The following is a 22,592-nucleotide window of genomic DNA, read 5'->3' on the forward strand; positions in this document are numbered from 1 at the left end:
TCATTAGCCTAAGCGTTCAAATACTTTTTCTAATTTAGTTTTTAATGTTCCAGCCGTAAATGGCTTAACAATATAACCATTAACGCCAGCTTGCGCTGCAGCTATTATTTGTTCTTTTTTAGCTTCTGCCGTTACCATCAATACAGGGATATGTTTTAACTTATCATCTGCACGAATTGCTCTTAAAAGGTCAATACCTTGCATTCCCGGCATATTCCAATCTGTAACCACAAAATCAAACACTTGATTTTGTAACATAGGCAAAGCTGTAGACCCGTCATCAGCTTCTTGAACGTTAGTGAAACCTAAGTCACGTAATAGGTTTTTTATAATTCGTCTCATCGTTGAAAAATCATCAACTACAAGAATTTTCATGTTTTTATCCAAAACATCCCCCAGTGAGGTATTAACCTTAGTTTACTTACTACTAGTTTATCCAGTCATTGATTTTAGCTTTAAGCTTAATCATCGCCTGACCATGTATCTGACTTACACGCGATTCGCTTACATCGAGTATATGTCCTATTTCTTTTAAATTCATTTCATCGTTATAGTATAAAGAAAGTACCATTGCATCACGCTCTGGTAATGACTTTATTGCATTTAGCAAAGACTCATTAAACCGATCATTTTTAACATTATTAAAAGGTTTGTCTAGCGCTAAATCTTGGCCTACGGGAGTAATAACATCCTCATCTACACCAAGGTCTTCTATGCCTAATACTTTACTAGTATTAACATCATTTAAAATATGATGGTACTCATTGAGTGAAATTTCAAGTTTTTCAGCAACTTCTGTATCTGTTGGTTCGCGATTCAGACTGCTTTCGAGCCCAGTAATTGCCTCTGCAACTTGTCGGCTTTTACGGTGTACTGAACGAGGAGCCCAATCACCACGGCGCATTTCATCAAGCATAGCCCCGCGAATACGAATACCGGCGAAGGTTTCAAAGCTTGCGCCTTTTGTTGCATCAAAGTTTTTTGAAGCTTCTATTAAACCTATCATTCCTGATTGAATTAAATCATCAAGCTGAACGCTAGGTGGTAATCGAGCAATTAGATGACATGCCACTTTTTTAACAAGTGATGCATGTTTCTCAACAATCACATTTAAGTTTTGTGTTGATTGATATCCCATAGCTCTATTCACCAATGTTGTCATAATTAGCCGTTTACTAGTTTCTCAATGAAAAACTCTAAATGCCCAGATGGTTGATTTGGTATTGGCCATTTAACTGCTTTTGTCGCCAGCGCTTTAAACGCGAGAGCGGCTGGCGAACTTGGAAAGAGCTCAACAATCACCTTTTGGCGACGTGTTGCTTTGCGCATATTTTCGTCATAAGGAACCGTTGCTACTAGCTCCATTGAAACATCTAAAAAGCGATCGGTAACTTTAGATAGTTTTGCAAACAATTCAGTGCCTTCACGCATGCTGCGGACCATATTGGCAACAATTTTGAACTTATAAACACCGTGCTCGCGGCTTAATACTTTAATAAGTGCGTAAGCATCGGTTATTGATGTTGGTTCATCGCACACTACAACCATTACATCTTGTGCTGCTCGTGAGAAGCTTAGCACCATGTCTGAAATACCAGCGGCTGTATCTACAATTAAAATATCAAATTCGGTATTCAATTCGCTAAATGCACGAATTAGCCCGGCATGCTCAGATGGCGATAATTCAACCATACTTTGCGAGCCCGATGTAGCGGGTACAATTTTAATACCAGCAGGCCCTTCAACTAAAATCTCGTCAAGCTCACATTCACCTGACAAAACGTGTGATAAATTGCGCTCTACACGTAAACCAAGCATCACATCACAGTTTGCTAAACCTAAGTCAGCATCCAGCACTAATACTCTATTACCTTGTTGCCCTAGTGCAATAGCGGTATTTAGAGAAACATTTGTTTTCCCTACCCCACCTTTACCACCGGTTACAGCGATAACTTTTACGCCGTTGTTATTGTTTTGACTCATTTTGCGCAGGCCGCTTGCTTGATCTAATACTGTGTTAATCATACATCCCTACTGTACTTGGCGCCACTGCTTGGTGCCTTGAATGTTGTGCTTTTGTTCTTTTTAAATATAACTGCTCAGCCTTTTTCACTAGTTTTTCAGCATTTGCAACACGAATATCTTCTGGCACTCGTTGACCGTTAGTAAGATACCCTATTGGAAGGCGATTTTGAATCGCAATACTAATTATCTCACCCAAACTTAATGATTCATCTAACTTAGTGAAAATACAACCACTTAACTGTACTTTTTTAAAGTGGCGTACTGTTTCTTGTAATACATTAATTTGTGCCGTCGCGCTTAGTACTAAGTAACTGCGAATATCCACACGTTGGTTACGCATTAACGTGTTTAACTGCTCAGTTAAACGTAAATCTCGCTGACTCATACCTGCTGTATCAATTAATACTAGACGTTTATTTCGTAAATGATATAAAACTTCAGCTAATTCATTAGCATCTTTAACTTGCTTTACACCACAACCAATAATACGGCCGTAAGTAGCAAGCTGTTCATATGCACCAATTCTGTATGTATCAGTGGTTATTAAGGCCACTTTATCAGCGCCATATTTTTGTGCGCCTAAAGCTGCAAGCTTAGCAACTGTTGTTGTTTTACCAACACCTGTTGGACCCACTAACGCATATACACCACCTTGGCGAAGTATTTCATTATTGGTTGTTTGCATTTGATCTTCGACCATCGTTAACAATGCTTTCCAACCTTGCTTACGAGATACATCATCAGGTACAAAACATGCCATTTGTTGCGCGACTTCTTTATCAATACCCATACCGACTAAGCGGTCAACCATGCAAGCGCGTGTTGGATCGCGACGCGCCATATCTTGCTGCATTAAGCCCGATACTTGATGCTCAAGCAATTGACGAATTGCGTTCATTTCTTCACGCATTGTTGTCATTTCTTCGCTTTCATTATTGGGTGTTTGTTGGCGAGCAGTTACTGGACTATCTAAATCATCAAAGTCGCTGTCTAAATCATCAAAACCTAAGCTATCCGCTTGAGTTTGTGGACGAACTGGCGCTGCATTTTCAGGAGCAAACATATTTTTAGTACGCTGTTCCATAACTGGTTCTTGATAGTTATCGGTAGTATCAATACCTGATTGTGAAAACATTGATGCAAGTTCAGGGGAGCGAGGACGCGGTGATTGGCGCTCTAATAAAGCCTGTAGGCTGTCAGCCACTTTTGCTTGCGGCTCTGGTTTGGCACGCTGAGGCTCTGGTTTTACAAAATTATGCATACTTTGCTGTGGTGCTTGAGCACGCGGCTCTGCAGTACGTTGTGGTTGCGCTGCTACTTTAGGGGCTGCTTTGTCATAATCAACTGCCGCTACAATTTCTACACCGTTAGCCAGCTTCTTATTTGACATAATAACCGCATCAACACCTAATTCATCTTTAACTTCTTTAAGTGCTGTGCGCATATCTTTAGCAAAAAAACGTTTAATTTTCATGATTCAACCCCTGTTAAAATCTTATTGTTGGCCTACAGAGCTAACAATCTTGATCTGTCTTTCGTCTGGTACCTCTTGATAAGACATCACTCTCAATCCTGGAATGGTGTACTTAACAAAACGAGATAACACAGTGCGTAACATTCCTGACGTTAGCAATATAGAAGGTTCACCGGCCATTTCTTGATTTTGATGCGCTTGTGTCAATGACACTTGAAGTCGCTCTGCAAGTCCAGGCTCAATACCGGCACCTTCATCGCCTGCATTTTGTAATGACTGATGCAACATCTGTTCCAACTCAGGTGCCAAGGTTATGACAGGGATTTCTGATGACATACCAACCGCATCTTGAACAATTAACCTACGCAGAGAAATACGCACTGCAGCCGTTAATACATCAGGGTCTTGGCTACGCGGACCATACTCAACAAGGGTTTGAACAATTGAGCGCATATCGCGAATAGCTACACCTTCATTCAATAAATTTTGCAGTACTTTTACAATTGCAGTTAATGGCAACACGTCAGGTACTAGTCCTTCTACTAAGCGAGGATGGCTTTTAGCAAGCATATCAAGCAGGTTTTGAACTTCTTCATGCCCTAGTAACAACGCCGCACTGTTAGTTAATAACTGGCTAATATGAGTGGCAACTACAGTTGCTGAATCTACAACGGTATAACCTAGTGATTGCGCTTCATCTTTTTGATCAGGCTTGATCCATACTGCATCAAGGCCAAACGCAGGATCTTTGGTTTCAACCCCTTTAATTGGGCCAAATACTTGCCCTGGGTTAATTGCTAGCTCGTCGCCATGTTTAAGTTCGCTTTCACCGGTTGAAACACCCATTAGCGTTATTCTGTAAGCATTAGGGTCAAGCTCTAAATTATCGCGAATATGAACAGGTGGTACTAAAAAACCAAGCTCTTGAGAAAGCTTTTTACGTACACCTTTAATACGATTAAGTAGCTCACCACCTTGTGATTGGTCCACTAACGGAATTAATCTATAACCTACTTCTAGGCCAATTACGTCAACCTGTTGAACATCATCCCAACCAAGTTCTTTTTGCTCTTGTTTATTGGCAATACCTGTTGCAGCGCTTCCGCCACTGGCGGCCTCTTCGGCTTCTGCTGCAGCGGCTTTTAGCTTAGTTTGCTGTGTGTAGTAAGCTAAATAACCCAATAACGCACCTAAACTTAAAAAAGCAAAATGCGGCATACCAGGCACTAAACCCATGATGATCAAAATACCTGAAGCAATAAAGAGTGATTTTTCGTTACCTAGTTGTTTCTTAAATTGGTCACCCATATTGAGCGACTCATTTTGACGTGTTACAACAATCGCGGTACCAATTGAAAGCAGTAAAGAAGGAAGTTGAGCAACTAAGCCATCACCAATGGTAAGTAATGTATATACTTCCATTGCGTTGCCAAAACTCAAATTATGTTGAATCATACCGACAAATAAACCACCAACAATATTGATGATTAATATAACAATACCTGCAATGGCATCGCCTTTTACAAATTTACTCGCACCATCCATTGAGCCGTAAAAATCAGCTTCGCGAGTTACTTCCTCGCGGCGGTCACGCGCTTGCTCAGCACTGATAAAACCAGCGTTTAAATCGGCGTCAATTGCCATTTGTTTACCCGGCATTGCGTCAAGGGTGAAACGTGCAGATACCTCAGAAATACGCCCAGCACCTTTAGTAATTACCACAAAGTTAATAATGATCAGAATTAAAAATACGACCAAACCAACAGCGTAGTTACCACCAATAACTACGGAGCCAAACGCTTCAATTACCTTCCCAGCAGAATCCCCACCGTTATGACCCTCAAGTAATACAACTCGAGTGCTGGCAACATTAAGCGCTAAGCGCATAATCGTAGCGATTAGTAATACAGAGGGGAATATACCAAACTCAACCGGCTTCATCGTGTAAACAGTCACGAGTAAAACCACTAATGCGAGGGCAATATTAAACGAGAAAAGGATATCGAGTAAAAATGGCGGTAACGGTAAGATCACCATTCCCAAGGCAGCAAGCACAAGCAAAGGAGTACCTACCCCTTTGGCATAGTCTTTTTTGTCTCTGTTAAGTTGTTGTAATACCGCTTTAAAACTCATAATTCTACAATTTCAAAAAATTGACACTACGTAGAATTTGCAATAACTATTCCAAGTTACTAAGTTAACGGTTTAATACTTGTAGGCATCGGGGATTGGGAGCTTATTATTAAGTTTAGTTGGGCGTTTTCCGCGCCCTTTATTAAAGCGCTTAAGCTGAAATACATACGCTAAAACTTGCGCTACTGCAGTAAATAGCTGATCGGGTATTTGCTCTCCTACTTCAGCAGTATGATAAAGCGCTCGGGTCAACATGGGGGATTCTAAAATAGGTACTTCATTCCCTATTGCTACTTTTCTAATTTGCATCGCCATTTCATCGATACCCTTAGCAAGCACTATTGGCGCTCCTGCGCGCTCTGTATCGTATTTTAATGCTACTGAGTAGTGAGTTGGGTTTGTAACAATAACATCAGCGTCAGGGACATCTTGCATCATACGGTTTTGCGACATTTGCCTTTGAGTTTGCCTAATACGCGCTTTTATTTGTGGGTCACCTTCAGAGTTTTTATACTCATCTTTAATCTCTTGCATTGTCATTTTAAGTTGTTTGTTATGGTTATAACTTTGAAATGGTGCATCAATAGCCGCAATAATAATTAAAGTGCACGAAAGACCTAAAAACATCCAGCCTAAAATCTCTAAGGCATGGATAATATTACCTGGTGCACTTTCTAAACTTAAATGCAGTATTTCATCAAAATAGGTATTAATTAAAAATATAGCAAAACTTGCAACCAAACCAAATTTTAAAAGTGACTTTACAAGCTCAATAGCCGCTTGCGGGCCAAACATACGTTTAAAGCCTTTCATTGGCGACATTTTACTTGCTTTAGGTGCAGCGGCTTCCCAGCTAAAATTAAAACCACCTAGTAACGTATTACCAATAAATGCAGCCAAAACTATAATTAATACAAACATAGCCATAGGAAACATTAAAGCGTCTGCAACCTCTCCCCATACGGCAAACATTTTAGTAGTATCAAAGGCTTCGTTACGATTTAAGCTAAGGGTTCGGCCCATTACATTGTATAAACCTTTACCAATTTCTGGCCCATACATCAAAAGTGATATAGCCGAAAAAATAAGTACAAACATGGTACCTAGCTCTTTTGAGCGCGCTATTTGGCCTTTCTTTTTAGATTCTTCAAGCTTTTTTGATGTGGGTTCTTCTGTTTTTTCTTGTCCTGAGTCTTCAGACATGACTTTCTCCTAAGGTGAGCAACCAACTAAAGTACACATTAGCTCAACCATTTTTAACCATTGAAACTCAAACTGAGTAACAAAGTTACCTAGTGTTGCCCAAATAATAATAAGTCCCGCTACCAAGGTAAATGGAAAACCAATAGAGAAAATATTTAATTGCGGTGCTGCACGCGTCATAATACCAAACGACATATTAATAACGAGCATCGCGGTAAGCGGTGCAAGTGAGAGTACAAGTGCTGTAGTAAACATCCAGCCGCCCCAGGTCACTATGTCCCAGTAATGATCTACAGACCACCATGTACCATCAATGGGTAGCACTTGAAAACTATGCACCACCATTTGAATCATCATTAAATGTCCGTTAAAAGCAAAAAATAATAGCGTCGCCAAAATAAGGAAAAACTGGCCAACAGCAGGCACACTTGCGCCATTAGAGGGGTCAATAACCGAAGCAAAACCTAAACCGGTTTGCATCGCGAGTATTTGCCCTGCTAACACAAAAGTATTTAGTAAAAGTATAGATGCAAAACCAATAGCAACACCAATCAGCATTTGTTGAATAACGACTAAAATCATCTCAAACGAAAATAAATTAGTGAATGTAGCTGGGGGCAAAACAGGAACTACAACAAAAGTTACAACAACCGATAAACCCATTTTTATACGTGTAGGAACATTTTTAGCCCCCAAACCAGCCATAATCATAATCATTGAGCTAATGCGTACCAGCGGCAACAAAAAATCGCTCAACCATTGAATAACGACAGCAAAGGGGTATTCCACGCTTAACCTGCAATTTCAGGAATAAGTAATACTAGGCGAGTAAAAAAGTCCATTAGCTCTTGAGTAAGCCAATGCCCACCCACAATAAGCGCACTAATGGTAATTAATAAACGAGGTAAAAAGCTCAATGTTTGTTCATTGATAGACGTTGCGGCCTGAAACACAGCAACCACTAAACCAATAATTAAGCCTGGGACTACAATTGCAGACACCAGCTTAATAACTAAAAAAAGAGCGTCACTTAGGATATCAACAAAAATTTCCGGTTCCATGTTGTACTCCTATTGTTGGGTCATGTTAATGCTTTGCATACTAAGTCCCTAAACCAAAACTTTTGGCTAGAGTCCCCATCACTAAGCTCCAGCCGTCTACAAGTACAAATAACATAATTTTAAACGGTAAGGACACAATCATGGGTGAAAGCATCATCATACCCATCGCCATTAATACCGAGGCGACCACTAAATCAACAATTAAAAATGGGATAAAAAACATAAACCCTATTATAAATGCGGTTTGCAATTCGCTGGTTACAAAGGCGGGTATAAGCACTATTAACGGTGTGTCTTGTGGCGAATCTAGCTGATCGTAACCGGCAATTTTAGCAAACGTTTCTAAGTCTTTGAGACGCACTTGAGAAAGCATAAAGGCTTTCATTGGCTCTTTAGCCAGCTCTAAAGCTTGTACTGAAGTAACCTGCTCATTTAAGTAAGGTTCTATAGCTCGCTCGTTTACCTGCTGATAAATAGGCGACATTATAAAAATACTTAGAAAAAGCGACATCCCTAATAATACTTGGTTTGACGGTGTTTGCTGTAAGCCAATTGCTTGGCGCAAAATGGCGAGTACAACAATTATTCGTGTAAAGGAGGTCATCATAATTATGGCAGCCGGTATAAAACTCAGCGCCGTCATAATTGCTAAAACTTGTAACGTTACTGAGTAATCCTGTGTGCCATCAGCGTTTGTTGTAATAGTAAGCGCATCAATTCCTTCTGCGCTTACACTTGGTACAAACACCATGGCAAAAATAATAAGCAGCCACTTTGTCATAGGTTTAATTCTTTTTATTTTGGTTTGATTGCGGGTTTAAAAGTTTACCAAATCGTTTAGCGAGTTCAGGTAGTTCTTTTTCACTTAATGGGGTTTCTAACTTGTGTAAGTAATTAATACTGTGGGGAGTTACACCAAGTAAATGCTGAGCATTATCTATCTCAACAACCATTAAACGCTCGCGAGAACCCAAAGGTAGACTTCTGACTACTTTAAATTCATCGCTGTTTGCTAAATTTGGATTAAGCTTTTTAACAAAAAATGCCAGCACAATAATCAGTACTAGCACCATTACAAGCGACAGCACCATAGAGAGTATATCTCCAGTGGGTGTTGCCACATCTGCTTTTGAAAAAACGGAACTCGTTAAAGCAATTAATAAGCTCATCGTAGTTTTTTGATCCGCTCTACTTGGCTTATCACGTCAGTTAAGCGAATACCAAACTTGTCGTTTACTACAACTACTTCACCATGGGCTATCAAAGTACCGTTAACTAGCACGTCTAGCGGCTCGCCCGCAACACGGTCAAGCTCAACAACAGAGCCTTGGTTAAGTTGCAATAAGTTACGAATATTAATTTTAGAGCGTCCTACTTCCATTGAAATAGTAACGGGGATATCTAAAATAGTGTCGAGTTTTCGTTTTTCATCGCCACTCATTTCGTGTTTTGAATCACTTAACTCATCAAGCTCTGCAACATGTGCTTCGCTACTATCATCTGGAGCTTCGGCTTCTGCTAATGCTGCTGCCCATTCATCCATTGTGTCTTGATCATCGCTCATACTTTTAACCTTTTAATCAATTACCAGTCTAAGTCTACACCGTCAGAGAGGTGTAAATCATCTTCTAGTTCTGCTAATTCTGCATCTGAGTCAATTTTCTTGCCGCCTTTGGTAAATACATGCAGCTCAGATTTAACTGAATCAGGTCGTTTAATTTTTTCACTAATTTGAAGCGCAACATTATCGCGAGAGCGACCCATTTTGGCTCTAAATGTAGGTAGTTCTTCAACAAATACGGTTATATGCTCAGGCATTTCAACCGGAATAATATCACCGGCTTTGAGTTCCATAATTTGTTTTAAGGTTAAATCAACTTCAAGTAACTGAGTTGATATTTCAACCTCTACATCCATTATTTCATCGCGAAGCGCTTTGCTCCAACGTAAATCAGTATCTTCAGTATCAGACTGAACACCCGCATCTAACAGCTCTCGAATTGGCTCAAGCATTGAATACGGAAGTGCAATATGAAAATCGCCACCGCCACCATCGAGCTCAATATGGAAAGAACTAATAACCACAACCTCAGTTGGGCTTACAATATTAGCCATAGCTGGGTTTACTTCAGAATCGAGATATTCAAACGATACATCCATAACCGGTGCCCAAGCTTCTTTATAATCTTCAAAGATTATTTTAAGGAGCATTTGTACAATTCGGCGCTCTGTTGGGGTAAATTCTCGGCCTTCTATTTTTGCATGATAACGCCCGTCACCACCAAAAAAGTTATCTACCAATATAAACACAAGTCGTGCTTCCATGGTAATCAAGCCAGTGCCTTTTAAAGGTCTAAAACGCACCATATTTAAACTGGTTGGAACAAATAAAGTATGAATATACTCGCCAAACTTAATCATTTGCACGCCGTTAATAGACACCTCTGCGGTGCGGCGCATCATGTTAAATAGGCTAATTCGCATATGACGAGCAAAGCGTTCATTAACAATTTCCAGCGTCGGCATACGACCACGCACGATCCGATCTTGCGAAGAAAAATCGTACTGAAGCGTACTTCCCCCGCCATCTTCACCGTCGTGTATATCTTCCTCTTCAACGTCATCAACACCATGCAATAGCGCATCAATTTCGTCTTGGGATAATAAATCGCTCACGCTAACCCCTTATTGCATCACAAAGCCGGTAAACAATACCCGCTCAATTACTTTGCTGCCTTCAACATCCATTAAGGCTTTTTGTACCTTTTCAAGTGCAGAAAAACGAAGTGTTTCTTTACCTGAGCTCGTACTTAACTCATCAGCAGTTGTAGTAGAAAACACGCTTAGTAGCGTCCCTTCTATTAGTGGAATGTGTTTTTTGGCTGTTTCTTCATTTACTTCGCCACGTACTAGTAACTGTACTTTAATTTGCACAATTCTGTCGCGACTTGAACCGGGAACGTTAAATACAAATGGGCGTGGCATTGACACATATAAAGCACTGCCTATTTCAGCTGAATCACCAACTGCAGCAGAAGGTGCATCTGCTGACATCGCAGTCTCTTCATCTAAGGTTTCAACTGGCGCATCCGAACCCGACATAAAAAAGTAACCTGCAGCACCGCCTACAATAAGTAGTACAGCTACTATGATTATTATTAGTTTCTTTTTGCTTTTACCGGTTTCTTCAATTTCTAAACTTGTTTCTTCAGCCATCATGATTCCTTTAATCGCAAAGGTACTTGCTTGTTTTAGTTATTATAATAGCAGCACTTAGGCATAGTAATCTATTGATGATGAAGTTTGTTGTCGAGAACTTTGTGCAGTGTTATTTGCTTGCTCGTCGTTTTCATCATTAACTGACTTATTATTAGCCATATTACCTTGGGGTCCACTCTCACTTTGCTCGGCAGTTTCACCACCTGATTGCCCATAAGAAATAGTACTTTCACCAAGCTCTAATCCTTGTTGCGCTAACATTTCACGTAAGCGCGGCATTGATTGTTCAAGTGCTTCTTTGGCTTGCTGGTTTTGTACTACAAAGTTTATATGCGCTTGTTCTGCATCGCTACGAATACGTATTTGCATACTGCCCATTTCGGGAGGATCTAGGCGAATTTCTGCTTCTTTATTATTAATGCTCAGCATTGAGCTAACGCGCTCTTGCAGTAATTTAGCTGCATCACTTTTAACAATATTAATTGCCTGCATTACACCAGGATCAATACTTACTTGCTTAACTTGCGATGTACTTTGTAATTGTTGAGTTTGTATTATTTGGGTATCAAGTAAGCTCTGCTCGTAACTTAATGAGTCGTATTGGCTTAATGTGCTCACTTGCTGAGTATTTAAAGCAGCTGTAATTTGCGTAAATACTTGTGCCACGCGTACAGGAGTTTGTTCTGCAGTTATTTTTTTAAGGCCATCTTTTTGTAATTCTTCAAGTGATTTTAATAAATCATCACGCTTAGTTGAGGTTGTTACGGCTTTATTTAAATCAGCCTCTTCGTTTGTTGATGTCTTTAAGCTTAACTTTTGTGGATTATATACTGTGTTAGGAGTCTCTGACGCTACAAACGTTTTTGAGTCTGTCTTAGCGGTATCGGCAAGTCCTATTTCAATTGAAGCTTTTAATTCATTAACTGTTTGCTTAAGCACTGCCAATTGCTCGCCTTTAGGCTGCTCTGTTTTAATATAAGCGTTTAACTGCGTTAATAAGCTTTGTTTTTCAGTTGTATTAAGTGAATTGATTTCTGCGCTAAAAGATTGTTTTGTGCTCGTGCTCTGCGTTTTTTCGTTATCAGTAATAAATTGCGCAAGCATTTGCTTAAGATTTGAAGTGCTACTAGTTGCGTTACTTGTTGAATCAGTATTTTCTAATACCTTAACTTGCGCGTTAAGTTGTGAGCGCTGCTCAGGCGTTAAACTAGCAATAACATCATTAGCTTTAATTAAGCTTGCATCTTTAGTCATTAACGTATCTATTGCTGCATTATTATCAGCTTCAGTTGCGGCTAAAGAAGACTGAGTAACGCCCGCTTTGTCGGTGAGTGTTGGCAAAACTATATTATTTTCATCAGCAGACTTATTTTGTCCTAGCTGCTCTTTAAAACTCATTGATGCAACTTCAGGTTTTTCTAATATAGGGCCAATGCTGTCATCGGGCTTTTTATTTATAGAATTTAATGGCCCTTCAATAGCTTCAGCAACACCACTTTTACGATGCTTGCCTTCATTTAATGGTAACGAATTCAAAGATAGTGAGCTAAAGTTATCGCTTTTTGAATCAGTTAATTTAGCCGTTTTAGAGTCTACATTAGTGGCAATTGAATTTTGCACTACACTGGCTGTATTCGCTTCTTTAGCCGATACTTTATCACTTGTATTAGTGGATGCAATTATTGGTGTGCTTTGTAATTCTGAATTCTCTATTTCTGTATTCTCTATTTCTGTGTTTTCTATTTCGGTATTCTCTGCTTGTATAGCTTCTAGCTCTGCATTTTCTGATTCTAAACTGTTAGTTGCATCGAACGGCTTATTGACCGAAGTGCTCATTGCTTGTGCTGAATTAATTTGATCAAGCATCTCAACAGACACAAAAGTAACTTCGTCTGTTGTTACTTCATCTAGCTTTACGCTCAGATTTTCATTTTCTTCTGGCTGTTTATGCTTAGGTATGGCAATCGAATTTTCGGCATCGGGATTTTTATTGCCTTTAAGCAATGGCTCCATAGAGTTATGCGCTTCGTTTAGCTGACTTAAAAATTCATCGCCTAAATTTTCTTCGCCATTAGCTAAACTATTGTCTTTAAAAGCTAACAGTGAATCTTTTTCAGAAGAAACTAAAAACGAAATGTTATTCATCGCCATAAATCACCTAATACCATTACGGCAATATGCCACCGCATACCGCCAAAAGTTGAATTCCACTAAGTAACAAAGCAATTAACGTGCCTAAATTACAAAGCTTTACGACGTTGAAAAAACTGATTAGCTGAAAACTCATCTAACATTTTTTGCTCATTTTTTGCCATTAACGCATTTGCTTTGAGTTTTTGATTTTCGATTAGTTTGGCAACTGCTTTAGCTTTAATTTGCTGCTTAAGCCATAGAGTTTTACGTTGAGTAACAACTTGCTTAGCGGTATTTACGGTACTTGCTTGTTGCCGAATTGCCTCTTCAATTTTAGCTATGAAAGCATGGTACTGACCAAACCCTGCACTAGATAAACCCGACTTACCTTTTAGGTGTAACTGCTGAGAGTATTCAAGTCTAAAATTGTTTAAACCTTGTAGCTTTTGTTGATTCGATTGCAAGTTTTGATTAGCTTGTAAGTAACTCATGCGCAAATTTTCTTCTTTATCATTTTCAATTTTGAGCAATAAATCGAGTTTGTTTTTAGCCATTATGCTTGTCCTAGTAACTGAGCAAGACCTTGCAGACCATCATCGTAACTAATGACATCTCGCATACCTTGTTGTAAAAATGCATTCACTCTTGGCATCATATTTATAGCTTGGTCGAGCATTTGATCGGTCCCTTTTTGATAAGCGCCTAACGTAATCATGTCTTTGTTTTGTTGATACATTGAATACACTTGTTTAAGCACTCGGGCTTGTTGCATATGCGGCTCAGAAACAACTTGAGGCATAACACGCGAAATCGACTTTTCAATATCTATAGCGGGATAGTGCCCACTGTCAGCTAAATCACGCGATAGTACAATGTGGCCATCTAATATAGCTCGCGCTGCATCAGCAATAGGATCTTGCATATCATCGCCTTCACTCAACACCGTAAAAAAGCCAGTAATTGAACCTTGCCCTTCACCGCCATTACCAGCACGCTCCACCAGCGCAGGTAATTTAGCAAACACCGAAGGCGGATAACCCTTTGTAGCGGGCGGCTCGCCAACAGCAAGTGCAATTTCACGTTGCGCCATTGCATAACGCGTTACCGAATCGAGTAACAATAATACGTTTAAACCCTGATCTCTAAAATACTCTGCAATAGTTACGGCGCTCTCACAGCCTTTTAAACGCATAAGTGGTGATGAATCAGCAGGCGCTGCGACAACAACTGAGCGTTTGCGCCCTTCTACACCGAGTATTTCTTCAATAAATTCTTTTACTTCGCGGCCACGCTCCCCCACTAAGCCAACAACAATGACATCAGCTTCGCTACCTCGGGTCATCATACCCAGTAGTACTGATTTACCCACACCAGAGCCTGCAAACAAGCCCATACGCTGGCCTTGCCCTACTGTGATAACCGAGTTAATAGCACGCACACCTACATCCATAGGCTTAGTGATTGGTCTTCTTGAAAGCGGATTTATAGTATTTTGCGCAAACTTTAAATGATGCTCAGCATTAATTTTACCTAAGCCATCTAGCGGTCGCCCTAAACCATCCACCACGCGGCCTAATAAACTCATCCCTACAGGTAAACCTAAATTATTTACTTGAGGAATAACACGCGCACCAGGTAATACACCAGAGATGTGGTCGTTAGGCATTAAGTACAAAGTTTGATCGTTAAAACCGACTATTTCGGCGTCTACAAAGCCGTTCATAGTTTCTATTTTACATTGGCTACCAACGGGTGCACGTAAACCTCTAGCCTCAAGGGTAAGGCCAACAACACGCGTTAAAATACCTGCCACAGCAGGCGCCGGGGTTTTAATATGTTGTTGATATTGAGATAAGCGTTCGCTTAAAGGTGCACGTTGAGTTGACATAACACGCCAATAAAATAGTTAGATACCACTATTATGCAAAAAACTATCCAACGTTTCTTTGACACGTGTTTTAAGGGTCATGTCGAGTGACGATTGCGCTGTTTTAACTTCACAGCCACCGCGCTCAAGAGTGGGCTCTGCCATTAATTGCCAGTTATTATCAATAATGGTTTGTTCGCCGTAGCTCTCTTTTATGAGTTCTAAGTCTTCGGGGTTTAAATGGATTCGTACTTTTTCTTGCTCCGCATTAAGTGAATCAATACTTTGCTTTAACGTATGTAAAATTACATCAGGCGATGTTTTTACTTCTTGATAAATAACAGCTTCCGCCAACATGCTAGCAAGTTGTACTAATTGCTTCTCGGCTTGTTCGTCCACTTTATCTAGCGGTGCAGTTAACCCCTCTAAAATGGTTTTTAAACTTGTTAACTGCTCTTCAATTAATGGTTTTACATCTTCAAGGCCTTGTGTTTTACCTTGCTCTAAGCCTTCTTTGTAGCCTGCTTCTTTACCTTCGCCAACGCCTTTTTCAAAACCGTCTATGTAGCCTTGCTCATGACCTTGCTTAAGGCCTTCTTCGTACGCGTCTTGTCTAATGCGTTCAAGCTCAACCATGGTAAGCGCAGGGAGTTCTGGTTCTTGTGGCTCATCAATAGGCATTTCTTCGGCTAATTCTTTTTTGTACAACTCACTAAGCGGTGTGCCGTAAGCCGTAGAGCGATTGCCAAAGCTGCTCTCATCTGGTGCTACATCTGGAATAGCCCAGTTTTTTAATAATTCATCTGCTTCATCAGCCCGAAGTGTGCGTCCTTTGAGTTTGCTCATAGTTTACAGGAACTCCTCGCCACCGCCGCCGCCCAGCTGAATTTCACCTGAGTCAGATAAACGACGCGCTGTTGATAAAATCTCTTTTTGCGCCGCCTCTACTTCACTTATACGAACAGGTGCCATAGCTTCTAAATCATCAGCAAGCATTTCGGCTGCACGCTTAGACATATTGCCCAGTATTTTGTCTTTAAGGGCATCGTCGGTGCCTTTAATTGCTTTCATTAATACGTCTTGTTGTACTTCTCGTAGGATTGCTTGAATACCGCGGTCTTCAACATCCATTAAGTTTTCAAACACAAACATAAGATCTTGAATTTGCTGCGACATCTCTTCGTCATGTTCACGAATAGAGTCCATTAACTGCCCTTCTACATTGGTATCTAGGTAGTTCATAATATCTGCAGCAGCTTTTAAGCCACCCATTTTAGCGGCTTGTGCACCTGCTTGGCCGGCAAATTGTTTTTCCATGATTTCGTTTAGCTCTTGCAGTGCTGCTGGCTGAACTTCTTCAAGGTTTGCAATACGCATGGTTAAATCTAAGCGTACTTTTTCAGGGAACTGAGCAATAATTTCAGCTGACTGTTCTGGCTCTAAATACGATAATACAATGGTTTGAATTTGCGGATGCTCATTACGAATAATGTTTGCTACCTGCTTAGAGTCCATCCATTTTAATGAATCCAAGCCTTTAGCGCCTGAGCCCATAACAATTTGGTCAATAAGGCTAGCGGCTTTGTCTTCACCAAGGGCTGCTGTAAGCGCTTTTTTAATAAAGTCTTCTGACTGAAAACCAATGGTACTAAAGCTTTGAATTTGTTCTATAAACAAGTTATGTACAGCGCTAATCTTAGCTTGTGATAAGTCCTGTAACCCAGCCATCGCCATACCCACTTTTTGCACCTGTTTAGGTTCTAAGTGTTTAAGGATTTGCGCGGCATCTTCTTCTGATAAACTCAAAAGTAATATAGCGGCTTTATCTACCCCATCTAGCTTATCAACATCAAAGGCTGGCGGGAGTTGTTTTTGTTCTTGATCAGTCATCTTCTGTTAACCACGCTTTGACTACTTGTGATGATAGTTCTGGTTCGTTAGCTACAAGGGCACGAATTGCTTTAAGTAAATCTTCGTCGCCATGTAAATCCGGTAACTGCAGTGTACCATCACTTGAGAAACCAACCGAAGCAGAATCAAAGTCTTTATTTAGCATATCAAGCGTGTTGTCGCCAATATCTACGCCTGAACTTAATGCATCTTCGTCGTATTCTTCTAGTGTATCGTCTGGGTAAATTAAGCGTTTAAGCATTGGTTTTACTACTGCCATTATCAATACAATGATAACTAAGGCGCCTAATACAAGGCGGGCTATTTTCATAAACCAGTCTTGTTCCCACAGTGGCACTTCTATTGCTAAATTTGTTTCTTCACGTACAAACGGCACTGTTACGACTTCAAGTGCATCACCACGTTGCATATCAAAACCTACACCACCTTGTAGTAAGCGACGAATATTTGACAATGCCTCTACCGAGCGTGGAGTCATGGTTGTTTCACCGTTTTCTCCCACTTTAGCAATGTAGTCAACAGCAACTGATACGCTTATTCTACGTATTACACCACTTTGCTGACGCTTATGAGAAATTGTAGTGTCGAGTTCATAATTACGCGTGGCTTCTTTGTGGCTGCGTGTTGGTGACGTAGCTGTGCCTGCACCACCTTGCCCCGCAACCTCAGGAATGTTCGAGTTTAACGGTGGCTGATTTGTAAGCGCACCTGGAATACCAACAGCTAGGCCGCCAATGTTATTTTCTTCAAATGTGGTTTCGCTTCTAACCGCTGGTAGGTCTGGGTTATAACGCTTTTGAGTTTCCTCAATCGAGCTAAAGTCCATGCTCAAATCAACTTGAGCTGTATAGTTTGCAAGCCCAACAACCGGTATTAAAATACTGTCTATTTTTTCAAGGTACTCTTGTTCGCGCTTACGTTCTAAGTCGTATTCTTTACGAGAGCGTGCTGCTAATGAGCTTTGCGAACCTGAATTTAATAATCGACCATTTTGATCGGTAACAGTAACTCGCATAGGCTCTAAACCCTGTACTGCCGAGGCAATCATATCAACAACAGAGTCTACTTCTTCACGGTCGAGTGAGCGACCACGCTTAAGCGTTAATACAACTGTAGCTGATGGTTTCTTCTCTCTGCGGGCAAATACGTTTTCTTTAGGAATGGCTAACAATACTTTAGCGCGAGTAATATTATTAAGCTCTTCAATGGTGCGGGCAAGTTGTTGCTCGCGGCCATGTTTTAGGCGTTCGCGCTCTAAGCGTTGGCTTACACCAAAGCCCATATCTTGCATAATTATATCAGAGCCCGACGCTGGCCCTTGCTCTAACCCTTCGCGGGTCATTAACAATTTAATATTTTGGTATTCGCTTTCATCAACCGACACAACGTTGCCATCTAGTTGATATTCAATTTGTTGCGCATCTAAAAAGTCGAGCGTTTGAATAAGCTCTTCAGTTTGCATTTTGCCTAACGGGCGCATATCTGGCTGACGAGCCCAAATAATAATAAAAATCGCGATAGCTAAACAAATAGCCAATGCTATAACCAATGTTACTTGGCGCAATACATCAACACCATTTAAAGCACTTAAGTAGCCTGACTTTTGTTCTTGTTGATCATCACCACCACTTTGGTCAATACCGCCACCAGCAAGTGCTAGGTCTGTAGATTGGTTAGATTGCGCCACAATAATTCTCCACTACCTAATTAAACAGGCATGTTCATGATTTCTTTATAAGCTTCAACAAGTTTATTACGAACCTGTACTGTAGCCTCAAAAGCAACTGACGATTTTTGAGAAGCAATCATCGCCTCAGCAAGCGATACACTTCGATCCCCCATCTCAACCGCTTTTACTTTTTGACCTGCATCTTGCTGTAGACCGTGCACTGTATTTAATGCATCACTTAGCATGTCGCCAAACTGGGAAGTAGAAGTAGGCTGAACTTGAGTCGGCAATTTATTTATTTGATTATTACGGCCGGCTTCTAAAGCCATTGATTGCATTTCTTGAAATACAGCACTGTTTTGAATTTTCATAATTTATCTCTGACACGCAGTGAACTCTTACAAGTAATAAAGCACAAAGCATGCCAAATAATTAATCATTAAAATACAATAGGTTAACTTTAATTTGTGTTAGTCAGAGTTTTGACAACCCTAAGTTCGCAGCGCAAACTTAGGGTTTATAGGAGGTTATGCTGGAAGTGAAATACCTAAATCGCGCATTTGCGCTAGTTTATAACGTAAAGTTCGTGGGCTTATGCCCAATGTTTCGGCAACGTCTTTACGCTTGCCTTGGCAGCGTGCAAGGGTTTCTAAAATAATACGATGCTCTTTGTCTTTAAGCTCATCTTTATAGCTACCGGTGTCTGCCGCTAGCAAGCCCTGCTTAGGTTCAACCTCGGCATGTGATTTTTCATCATAATATGCAGAGCTTAGCGTGCTTTTATCAACGCCTTTATCTGCGTGAGCTAATTCTGTTGACGATACTGTTTGCGCCGGCGCCAATGATGGCTCCATAACAAAGTTATTAGCTGCTAAGTTTTCAATAAAAATAGCATGCTCATTTATTGTGTTACCCGTGCGCAGTATAAGTGCACGCTGTATAACGTTATCAAGCTCGCGCACATTACCAGGCCACGCGTGAGCCAATAACTTTTGCTCGGCACCTTTATCTAAATATGCCATAGGCTCTTTGCTTTTACTTATATGGCGCTCAATTAAATGCTTAGCCAATACAATAATATCGCCAGGGCGTTGGCACAATGGTCGCCACATTAGTGGAAAAACATTAAGCCTGTAATATAAATCTTCTCTAAACTGATTTTCAGACACGGCTTCTTTTAAATCACGATTACTGGTTGCCAAAATACGTACATCGAGCTGAATTGTTTTACGCCCCCCTAAACGCTCAACTTCACGCTCTTGCAGTACGCGTAACAGCTTTGCTTGTAGCCCTAAGTCCATCTCAGTAATTTCATCAAGTAAAATAGTGCCGCCTTGTGCTTGCTCAAACTTACCCGGACATGCTTGAATCGCGCCCGTAAAAGCTCCTTTTTCATAACCAAATAACGTGGCTTCAAGCATATTTTCAGGAATAGCCGCGCAGTTAATCGCCACAAATGGCTCATTACAACGGCTTGACTTATCATGAATATAACGAGCAAGTACTTCCTTACCTGAACCACTTGGGCCAAGTACCATTACACTTGCATCAGAGCGTGCTACTTTACTCGCAAGCTCCAATAATTGAATACTAGTTGGGTCAGCAACAATAGGTCCGTCGGTTTCTTTTGCTTTTTCAGGCAAATAACGACTCACCATATTTAACAGCACTTCAGGTGCAAATGGTTTAGCCATGTAGTCAATTGCACCTAGGCGCATCGCCTCTACCGCATCGTCAATTGTGGCGTACGCCGTCATCATCAATACAGGTAAATCAGGGTGGTTTAATTTAATACTGCGTAGTAAATCCAGGCCACTCATTGCGCCCATTTGCACGTCGCTTACAACAAGCGAAAATTGATCTTTTTTAAGCAGTAACATTGCTTGCTCAGCACTGCTCGCTGCAACACATTCAATACCCGACATTTCAAGGGTATCTATTAAGGCTTCACGAAGCCCTGCGTCATCTTCGACAACTAAAATAGTGTTACTCATAATGAACCCTCTAGTTTAGATGTTGCCTTAATAGGCAGTAACAAACTAAAGCAGGCACCACCCTGCGTATTATTAGTCACATCAACACGACCTTGGTGCGCACTAGCTACCGAACTTACTACCGCAAGCCCTAAACCTGTGCCCTGACTTTTTGTAGTAAAAAATGGTTCAAAAATTTTATCGCTTTGGCTTAAATCAACACCTGGGCCATTGTCGCTCACACTAATACGAACCATATCTAAATCTTTTAAATCTCTTTGTGCGCTAATTTTTACTTTTGCACCGCCGCCAATAACTTGAATACTATTGTGCACAAGATTTTGAATAGCACTGGCCAATGCCGTTTTATTACCGACTATTTGTATATCTGGCTCTGGTAAGCTTACATCCAGCTCACTTTCATTAAGTGCAACCATCGCATCAGCACCTGCTTTAACTTCTGTTAAAAGCTGCTGCATTGAAACTTGCTCAACAACTTGCTGATCGCCACTTTTAGCAAATAACAGCATGTCGTTTACTTGAGTTTCTAAATCTTTTAAACGCGACATTAACTTTGTTTGAAAGTTATCGCGAGATGCTTCGGGTAAGCGTTTTGATCCTAAATTAGCGGCGTAAAGCATAGCGGCTGAGAGCGGCGTACGGACTTGATGCGCCAGTGACGCAACCATTTTACCCAGCGCGCTTAATCGCTGCATATGTGCAACACGTTTTTGTAAGCGGCGGGTTTCGGTTAAATCCGTCATTAAAATAAGTTGCCCAGGCTCTGGTGCTAAAGCAGTAATATCAAGCTTTATTAGGCGCCCGTCTTTTAAAGACACTTCGTGGCCATCATCTTGATGTGGCCTAAAAGAGCGCTGAATAACATTAAACCAGCGTTCGCCTTCAAGTGGCTCGCCAAGCATATCAATCGCTATTTGATTCGCTTTTGCAATCAACCCTTTGCCATCAAGTACAACCACGCCTGCTGGCATGGTATCAACCAAATGCGAAAGCCAACTTGCTTGCTTGCGCAGATCGCTTAATTCACCAATGTACTCCTCTTGAAGTAAACATGGGTTATACTGATTTGCAGAAAAAAACTGTGGTTTTAGCACGCTAGCAAGGGCCATAATCAAATCTCGAATTGATGTAGATACATGTCTAAATGCACGATTTATACCAAAATTTATTTACATATTTATCATTAAGTTACATCAATAATTTGAGCGACATAAAAATGACGCACACAAAAAGGAATAATAATGAGTGAGCAAATAAAGTGCCGTTGCCCGTGGCTCGACACCACTAAACCCGACTACGTTATTTACCATGATGAAGAATGGGGTGTGCCTCTTTATGATGATACAAAGCTGTTTGAATTTATTACGCTTGAATCAGCGCAAGCGGGTTTAAGCTGGTATACAATTTTAAAAAAACGCAGCGGTTATAAAAAAGCATTTGCTAATTTTGATGTAAATAAAGTGGCACAATTCACACAAGATGATATTGAGAGATTAATGCTTAATGAGGGGATTGTGCGCAATCGCTTAAAAATTGAGGCAACTGTTAACAACGCTAAACGCTTTATAGAAATACAAGAAGAATTTGAAAGTTTTAGTAACTACCAATGGCAGTTTGTCGATAATAAACCGATTATAAGTAATTTAAATAACGCTGAGGACTACCCGGCAATTACAGAAGCATCAACCGCATTTGCGAAAGATTTAAAAAAACGGGGTTTTAAGTTTTTAGGCCCTACAACGGTTTACGCTCATATGCAGGCCTGCGGTATGGTTAACGATCACAGTAATGATTGTTTTAGAAAAGAAGAAATTATTGAGGCTTTTAGTAGTAAGTGATTAAAAGCCATAAAAGTGATTTGTTCACAAAGAGGTTAAGAGACGCTGCGCTTTAGAGAAGTAAC

23 protein-coding genes are annotated in these 22,592 nt (G+C 40.5%); 1 reads left to right on the forward strand and 22 read right to left on the reverse strand.

Annotation, left to right across the window (positions count from 1 at the left end; translation table 11 throughout):
• Positions 1–3: 3 nt before the first annotated feature.
• The 22 genes from cheY to GQR38_RS16605 all read right to left on the reverse strand — a co-directional run bounded on the left by cheY (position 4) and on the right by GQR38_RS16605 (position 21,798).
• A complete protein-coding gene (gene cheY, locus GQR38_RS16500; protein ID WP_008132609.1) occupies positions 4–387 on the reverse strand; it encodes a chemotaxis response regulator CheY in 384 nt (127 codons plus the stop codon).
• A gap of 40 nt (positions 388–427) precedes the next feature.
• On the reverse strand, positions 428–1,138 hold the full coding sequence (locus GQR38_RS16505; protein ID WP_007585810.1) for an RNA polymerase sigma factor FliA: 711 nt from the start codon (positions 1,136–1,138) through the stop codon (positions 428–430).
• Positions 1,139–1,164: 26 nt separating this feature from the next.
• The gene (locus tag GQR38_RS16510; protein WP_007585809.1) at positions 1,165–2,025 is read right to left on the reverse strand and encodes a MinD/ParA family protein; all 861 of its coding nucleotides are present in this window, start codon (positions 2,023–2,025) and stop codon (positions 1,165–1,167) included.
• Complete coding sequence (gene flhF, locus GQR38_RS16515) at positions 2,018–3,499, reverse strand: flagellar biosynthesis protein FlhF (protein WP_007585808.1); 1,482 nt, start codon at positions 3,497–3,499, stop codon at positions 2,018–2,020. Before flhF ends, GQR38_RS16510 begins: the two co-directional genes overlap by 8 nt.
• A 21-nt stretch (positions 3,500–3,520) precedes the next feature.
• Positions 3,521–5,632, reverse strand: a complete 2,112-nt coding sequence (flhA, locus tag GQR38_RS16520; protein WP_010553901.1) for a flagellar biosynthesis protein FlhA — start codon at positions 5,630–5,632, stop codon at positions 3,521–3,523.
• 72 nt (positions 5,633–5,704) lie between these two features.
• Positions 5,705–6,835, reverse strand: coding sequence for a flagellar biosynthesis protein FlhB (flhB, locus tag GQR38_RS16525; protein WP_007585806.1), 1,131 nt, complete (start codon positions 6,833–6,835; stop codon positions 5,705–5,707).
• A gap of 9 nt (positions 6,836–6,844) precedes the next feature.
• Positions 6,845–7,624 (reverse strand): flagellar biosynthetic protein FliR, encoded by a 780-nt coding sequence (gene fliR / locus GQR38_RS16530; RefSeq protein WP_007585805.1) that lies wholly within the window; start codon positions 7,622–7,624, stop codon positions 6,845–6,847.
• A 2-nt stretch (positions 7,625–7,626) separates the two neighbouring features.
• Entirely contained in the window at positions 7,627–7,896 is a 270-nt protein-coding gene (gene fliQ, locus GQR38_RS16535; protein WP_002959325.1) for a flagellar biosynthesis protein FliQ, read from the reverse strand.
• Positions 7,897–7,936: 40 nt separating this feature from the next.
• Positions 7,937–8,677, reverse strand: a complete 741-nt coding sequence (fliP, locus tag GQR38_RS16540; RefSeq protein ID WP_007585804.1) for a flagellar type III secretion system pore protein FliP — start codon at positions 8,675–8,677, stop codon at positions 7,937–7,939.
• 4 nt (positions 8,678–8,681) lie between these two features.
• A complete protein-coding gene (gene fliO, locus GQR38_RS16545; RefSeq protein WP_010553903.1) occupies positions 8,682–9,065 on the reverse strand; it encodes a flagellar biosynthetic protein FliO in 384 nt (127 codons plus the stop codon).
• The gene (gene fliN / locus GQR38_RS16550; RefSeq protein ID WP_007585803.1) at positions 9,062–9,460 is read right to left on the reverse strand and encodes a flagellar motor switch protein FliN; all 399 of its coding nucleotides are present in this window, start codon (positions 9,458–9,460) and stop codon (positions 9,062–9,064) included. Before fliN ends, fliO begins: the two co-directional genes overlap by 4 nt.
• A 20-nt stretch (positions 9,461–9,480) precedes the next feature.
• The gene (gene fliM / locus GQR38_RS16555; protein ID WP_024608166.1) at positions 9,481–10,572 is read right to left on the reverse strand and encodes a flagellar motor switch protein FliM; all 1,092 of its coding nucleotides are present in this window, start codon (positions 10,570–10,572) and stop codon (positions 9,481–9,483) included.
• A 9-nt stretch (positions 10,573–10,581) separates the two neighbouring features.
• Entirely contained in the window at positions 10,582–11,112 is a 531-nt protein-coding gene (gene fliL, locus GQR38_RS16560; protein ID WP_007585800.1) for a flagellar basal body-associated protein FliL, read from the reverse strand.
• 57 nt (positions 11,113–11,169) lie between these two features.
• Positions 11,170–13,266: a flagellar hook-length control protein FliK gene (locus GQR38_RS16565; RefSeq protein ID WP_165721590.1), complete on the reverse strand. Its 2,097-nt coding sequence runs from the start codon at positions 13,264–13,266 to the stop codon at positions 11,170–11,172.
• Positions 13,267–13,355: 89 nt separating this feature from the next.
• Positions 13,356–13,802, reverse strand: a complete 447-nt coding sequence (gene fliJ / locus GQR38_RS16570) for a flagellar export protein FliJ (protein ID WP_024589948.1) — start codon at positions 13,800–13,802, stop codon at positions 13,356–13,358.
• Positions 13,802–15,136 (reverse strand): flagellar protein export ATPase FliI, encoded by a 1,335-nt coding sequence (gene fliI, locus GQR38_RS16575; RefSeq protein WP_024589949.1) that lies wholly within the window; start codon positions 15,134–15,136, stop codon positions 13,802–13,804. Before fliI ends, fliJ begins: the two co-directional genes overlap by 1 nt.
• Positions 15,137–15,154: 18 nt before the next feature.
• Positions 15,155–15,961 (reverse strand): flagellar assembly protein FliH, encoded by an 807-nt coding sequence (gene fliH, locus GQR38_RS16580; RefSeq protein WP_165721589.1) that lies wholly within the window; start codon positions 15,959–15,961, stop codon positions 15,155–15,157.
• A 3-nt stretch (positions 15,962–15,964) separates the two neighbouring features.
• Positions 15,965–17,005, reverse strand: a complete 1,041-nt coding sequence (fliG, locus tag GQR38_RS16585) for a flagellar motor switch protein FliG (protein WP_007581881.1) — start codon at positions 17,003–17,005, stop codon at positions 15,965–15,967.
• A complete protein-coding gene (gene fliF, locus GQR38_RS16590; protein ID WP_007581880.1) occupies positions 16,998–18,713 on the reverse strand; it encodes a flagellar basal-body MS-ring/collar protein FliF in 1,716 nt (571 codons plus the stop codon). The genes fliG and fliF overlap by 8 nt, the downstream gene beginning before the upstream one ends.
• A gap of 20 nt (positions 18,714–18,733) precedes the next feature.
• Entirely contained in the window at positions 18,734–19,066 is a 333-nt protein-coding gene (gene fliE, locus GQR38_RS16595; protein WP_008168784.1) for a flagellar hook-basal body complex protein FliE, read from the reverse strand.
• 156 nt (positions 19,067–19,222) lie between these two features.
• Positions 19,223–20,689 carry a sigma-54 dependent transcriptional regulator gene (locus GQR38_RS16600; protein ID WP_101216690.1) on the reverse strand — a complete coding sequence of 489 codons (1,467 nt, stop codon included), beginning with the start codon at positions 20,687–20,689 and terminating at the stop codon, positions 19,223–19,225.
• The gene (locus GQR38_RS16605) at positions 20,686–21,798 is read right to left on the reverse strand and encodes an ATP-binding protein (RefSeq protein WP_007581877.1); all 1,113 of its coding nucleotides are present in this window, start codon (positions 21,796–21,798) and stop codon (positions 20,686–20,688) included. Before GQR38_RS16605 ends, GQR38_RS16600 begins: the two co-directional genes overlap by 4 nt.
• Positions 21,799–21,930: 132 nt before the next feature.
• Here GQR38_RS16605 and GQR38_RS16610 point away from each other — a divergent pair, with 132 nt between their 5' ends.
• Positions 21,931–22,527, forward strand: coding sequence for a DNA-3-methyladenine glycosylase I (locus tag GQR38_RS16610; RefSeq protein WP_165721588.1), 597 nt, complete (start codon positions 21,931–21,933; stop codon positions 22,525–22,527).
• Positions 22,528–22,592 lie beyond the last annotated feature (65 nt).

Source organism: Pseudoalteromonas sp. c7(2019) (assembly GCF_011378625.1).
Taxonomy (GTDB): domain Bacteria; phylum Pseudomonadota; class Gammaproteobacteria; order Enterobacterales; family Alteromonadaceae; genus Pseudoalteromonas; species Pseudoalteromonas arctica.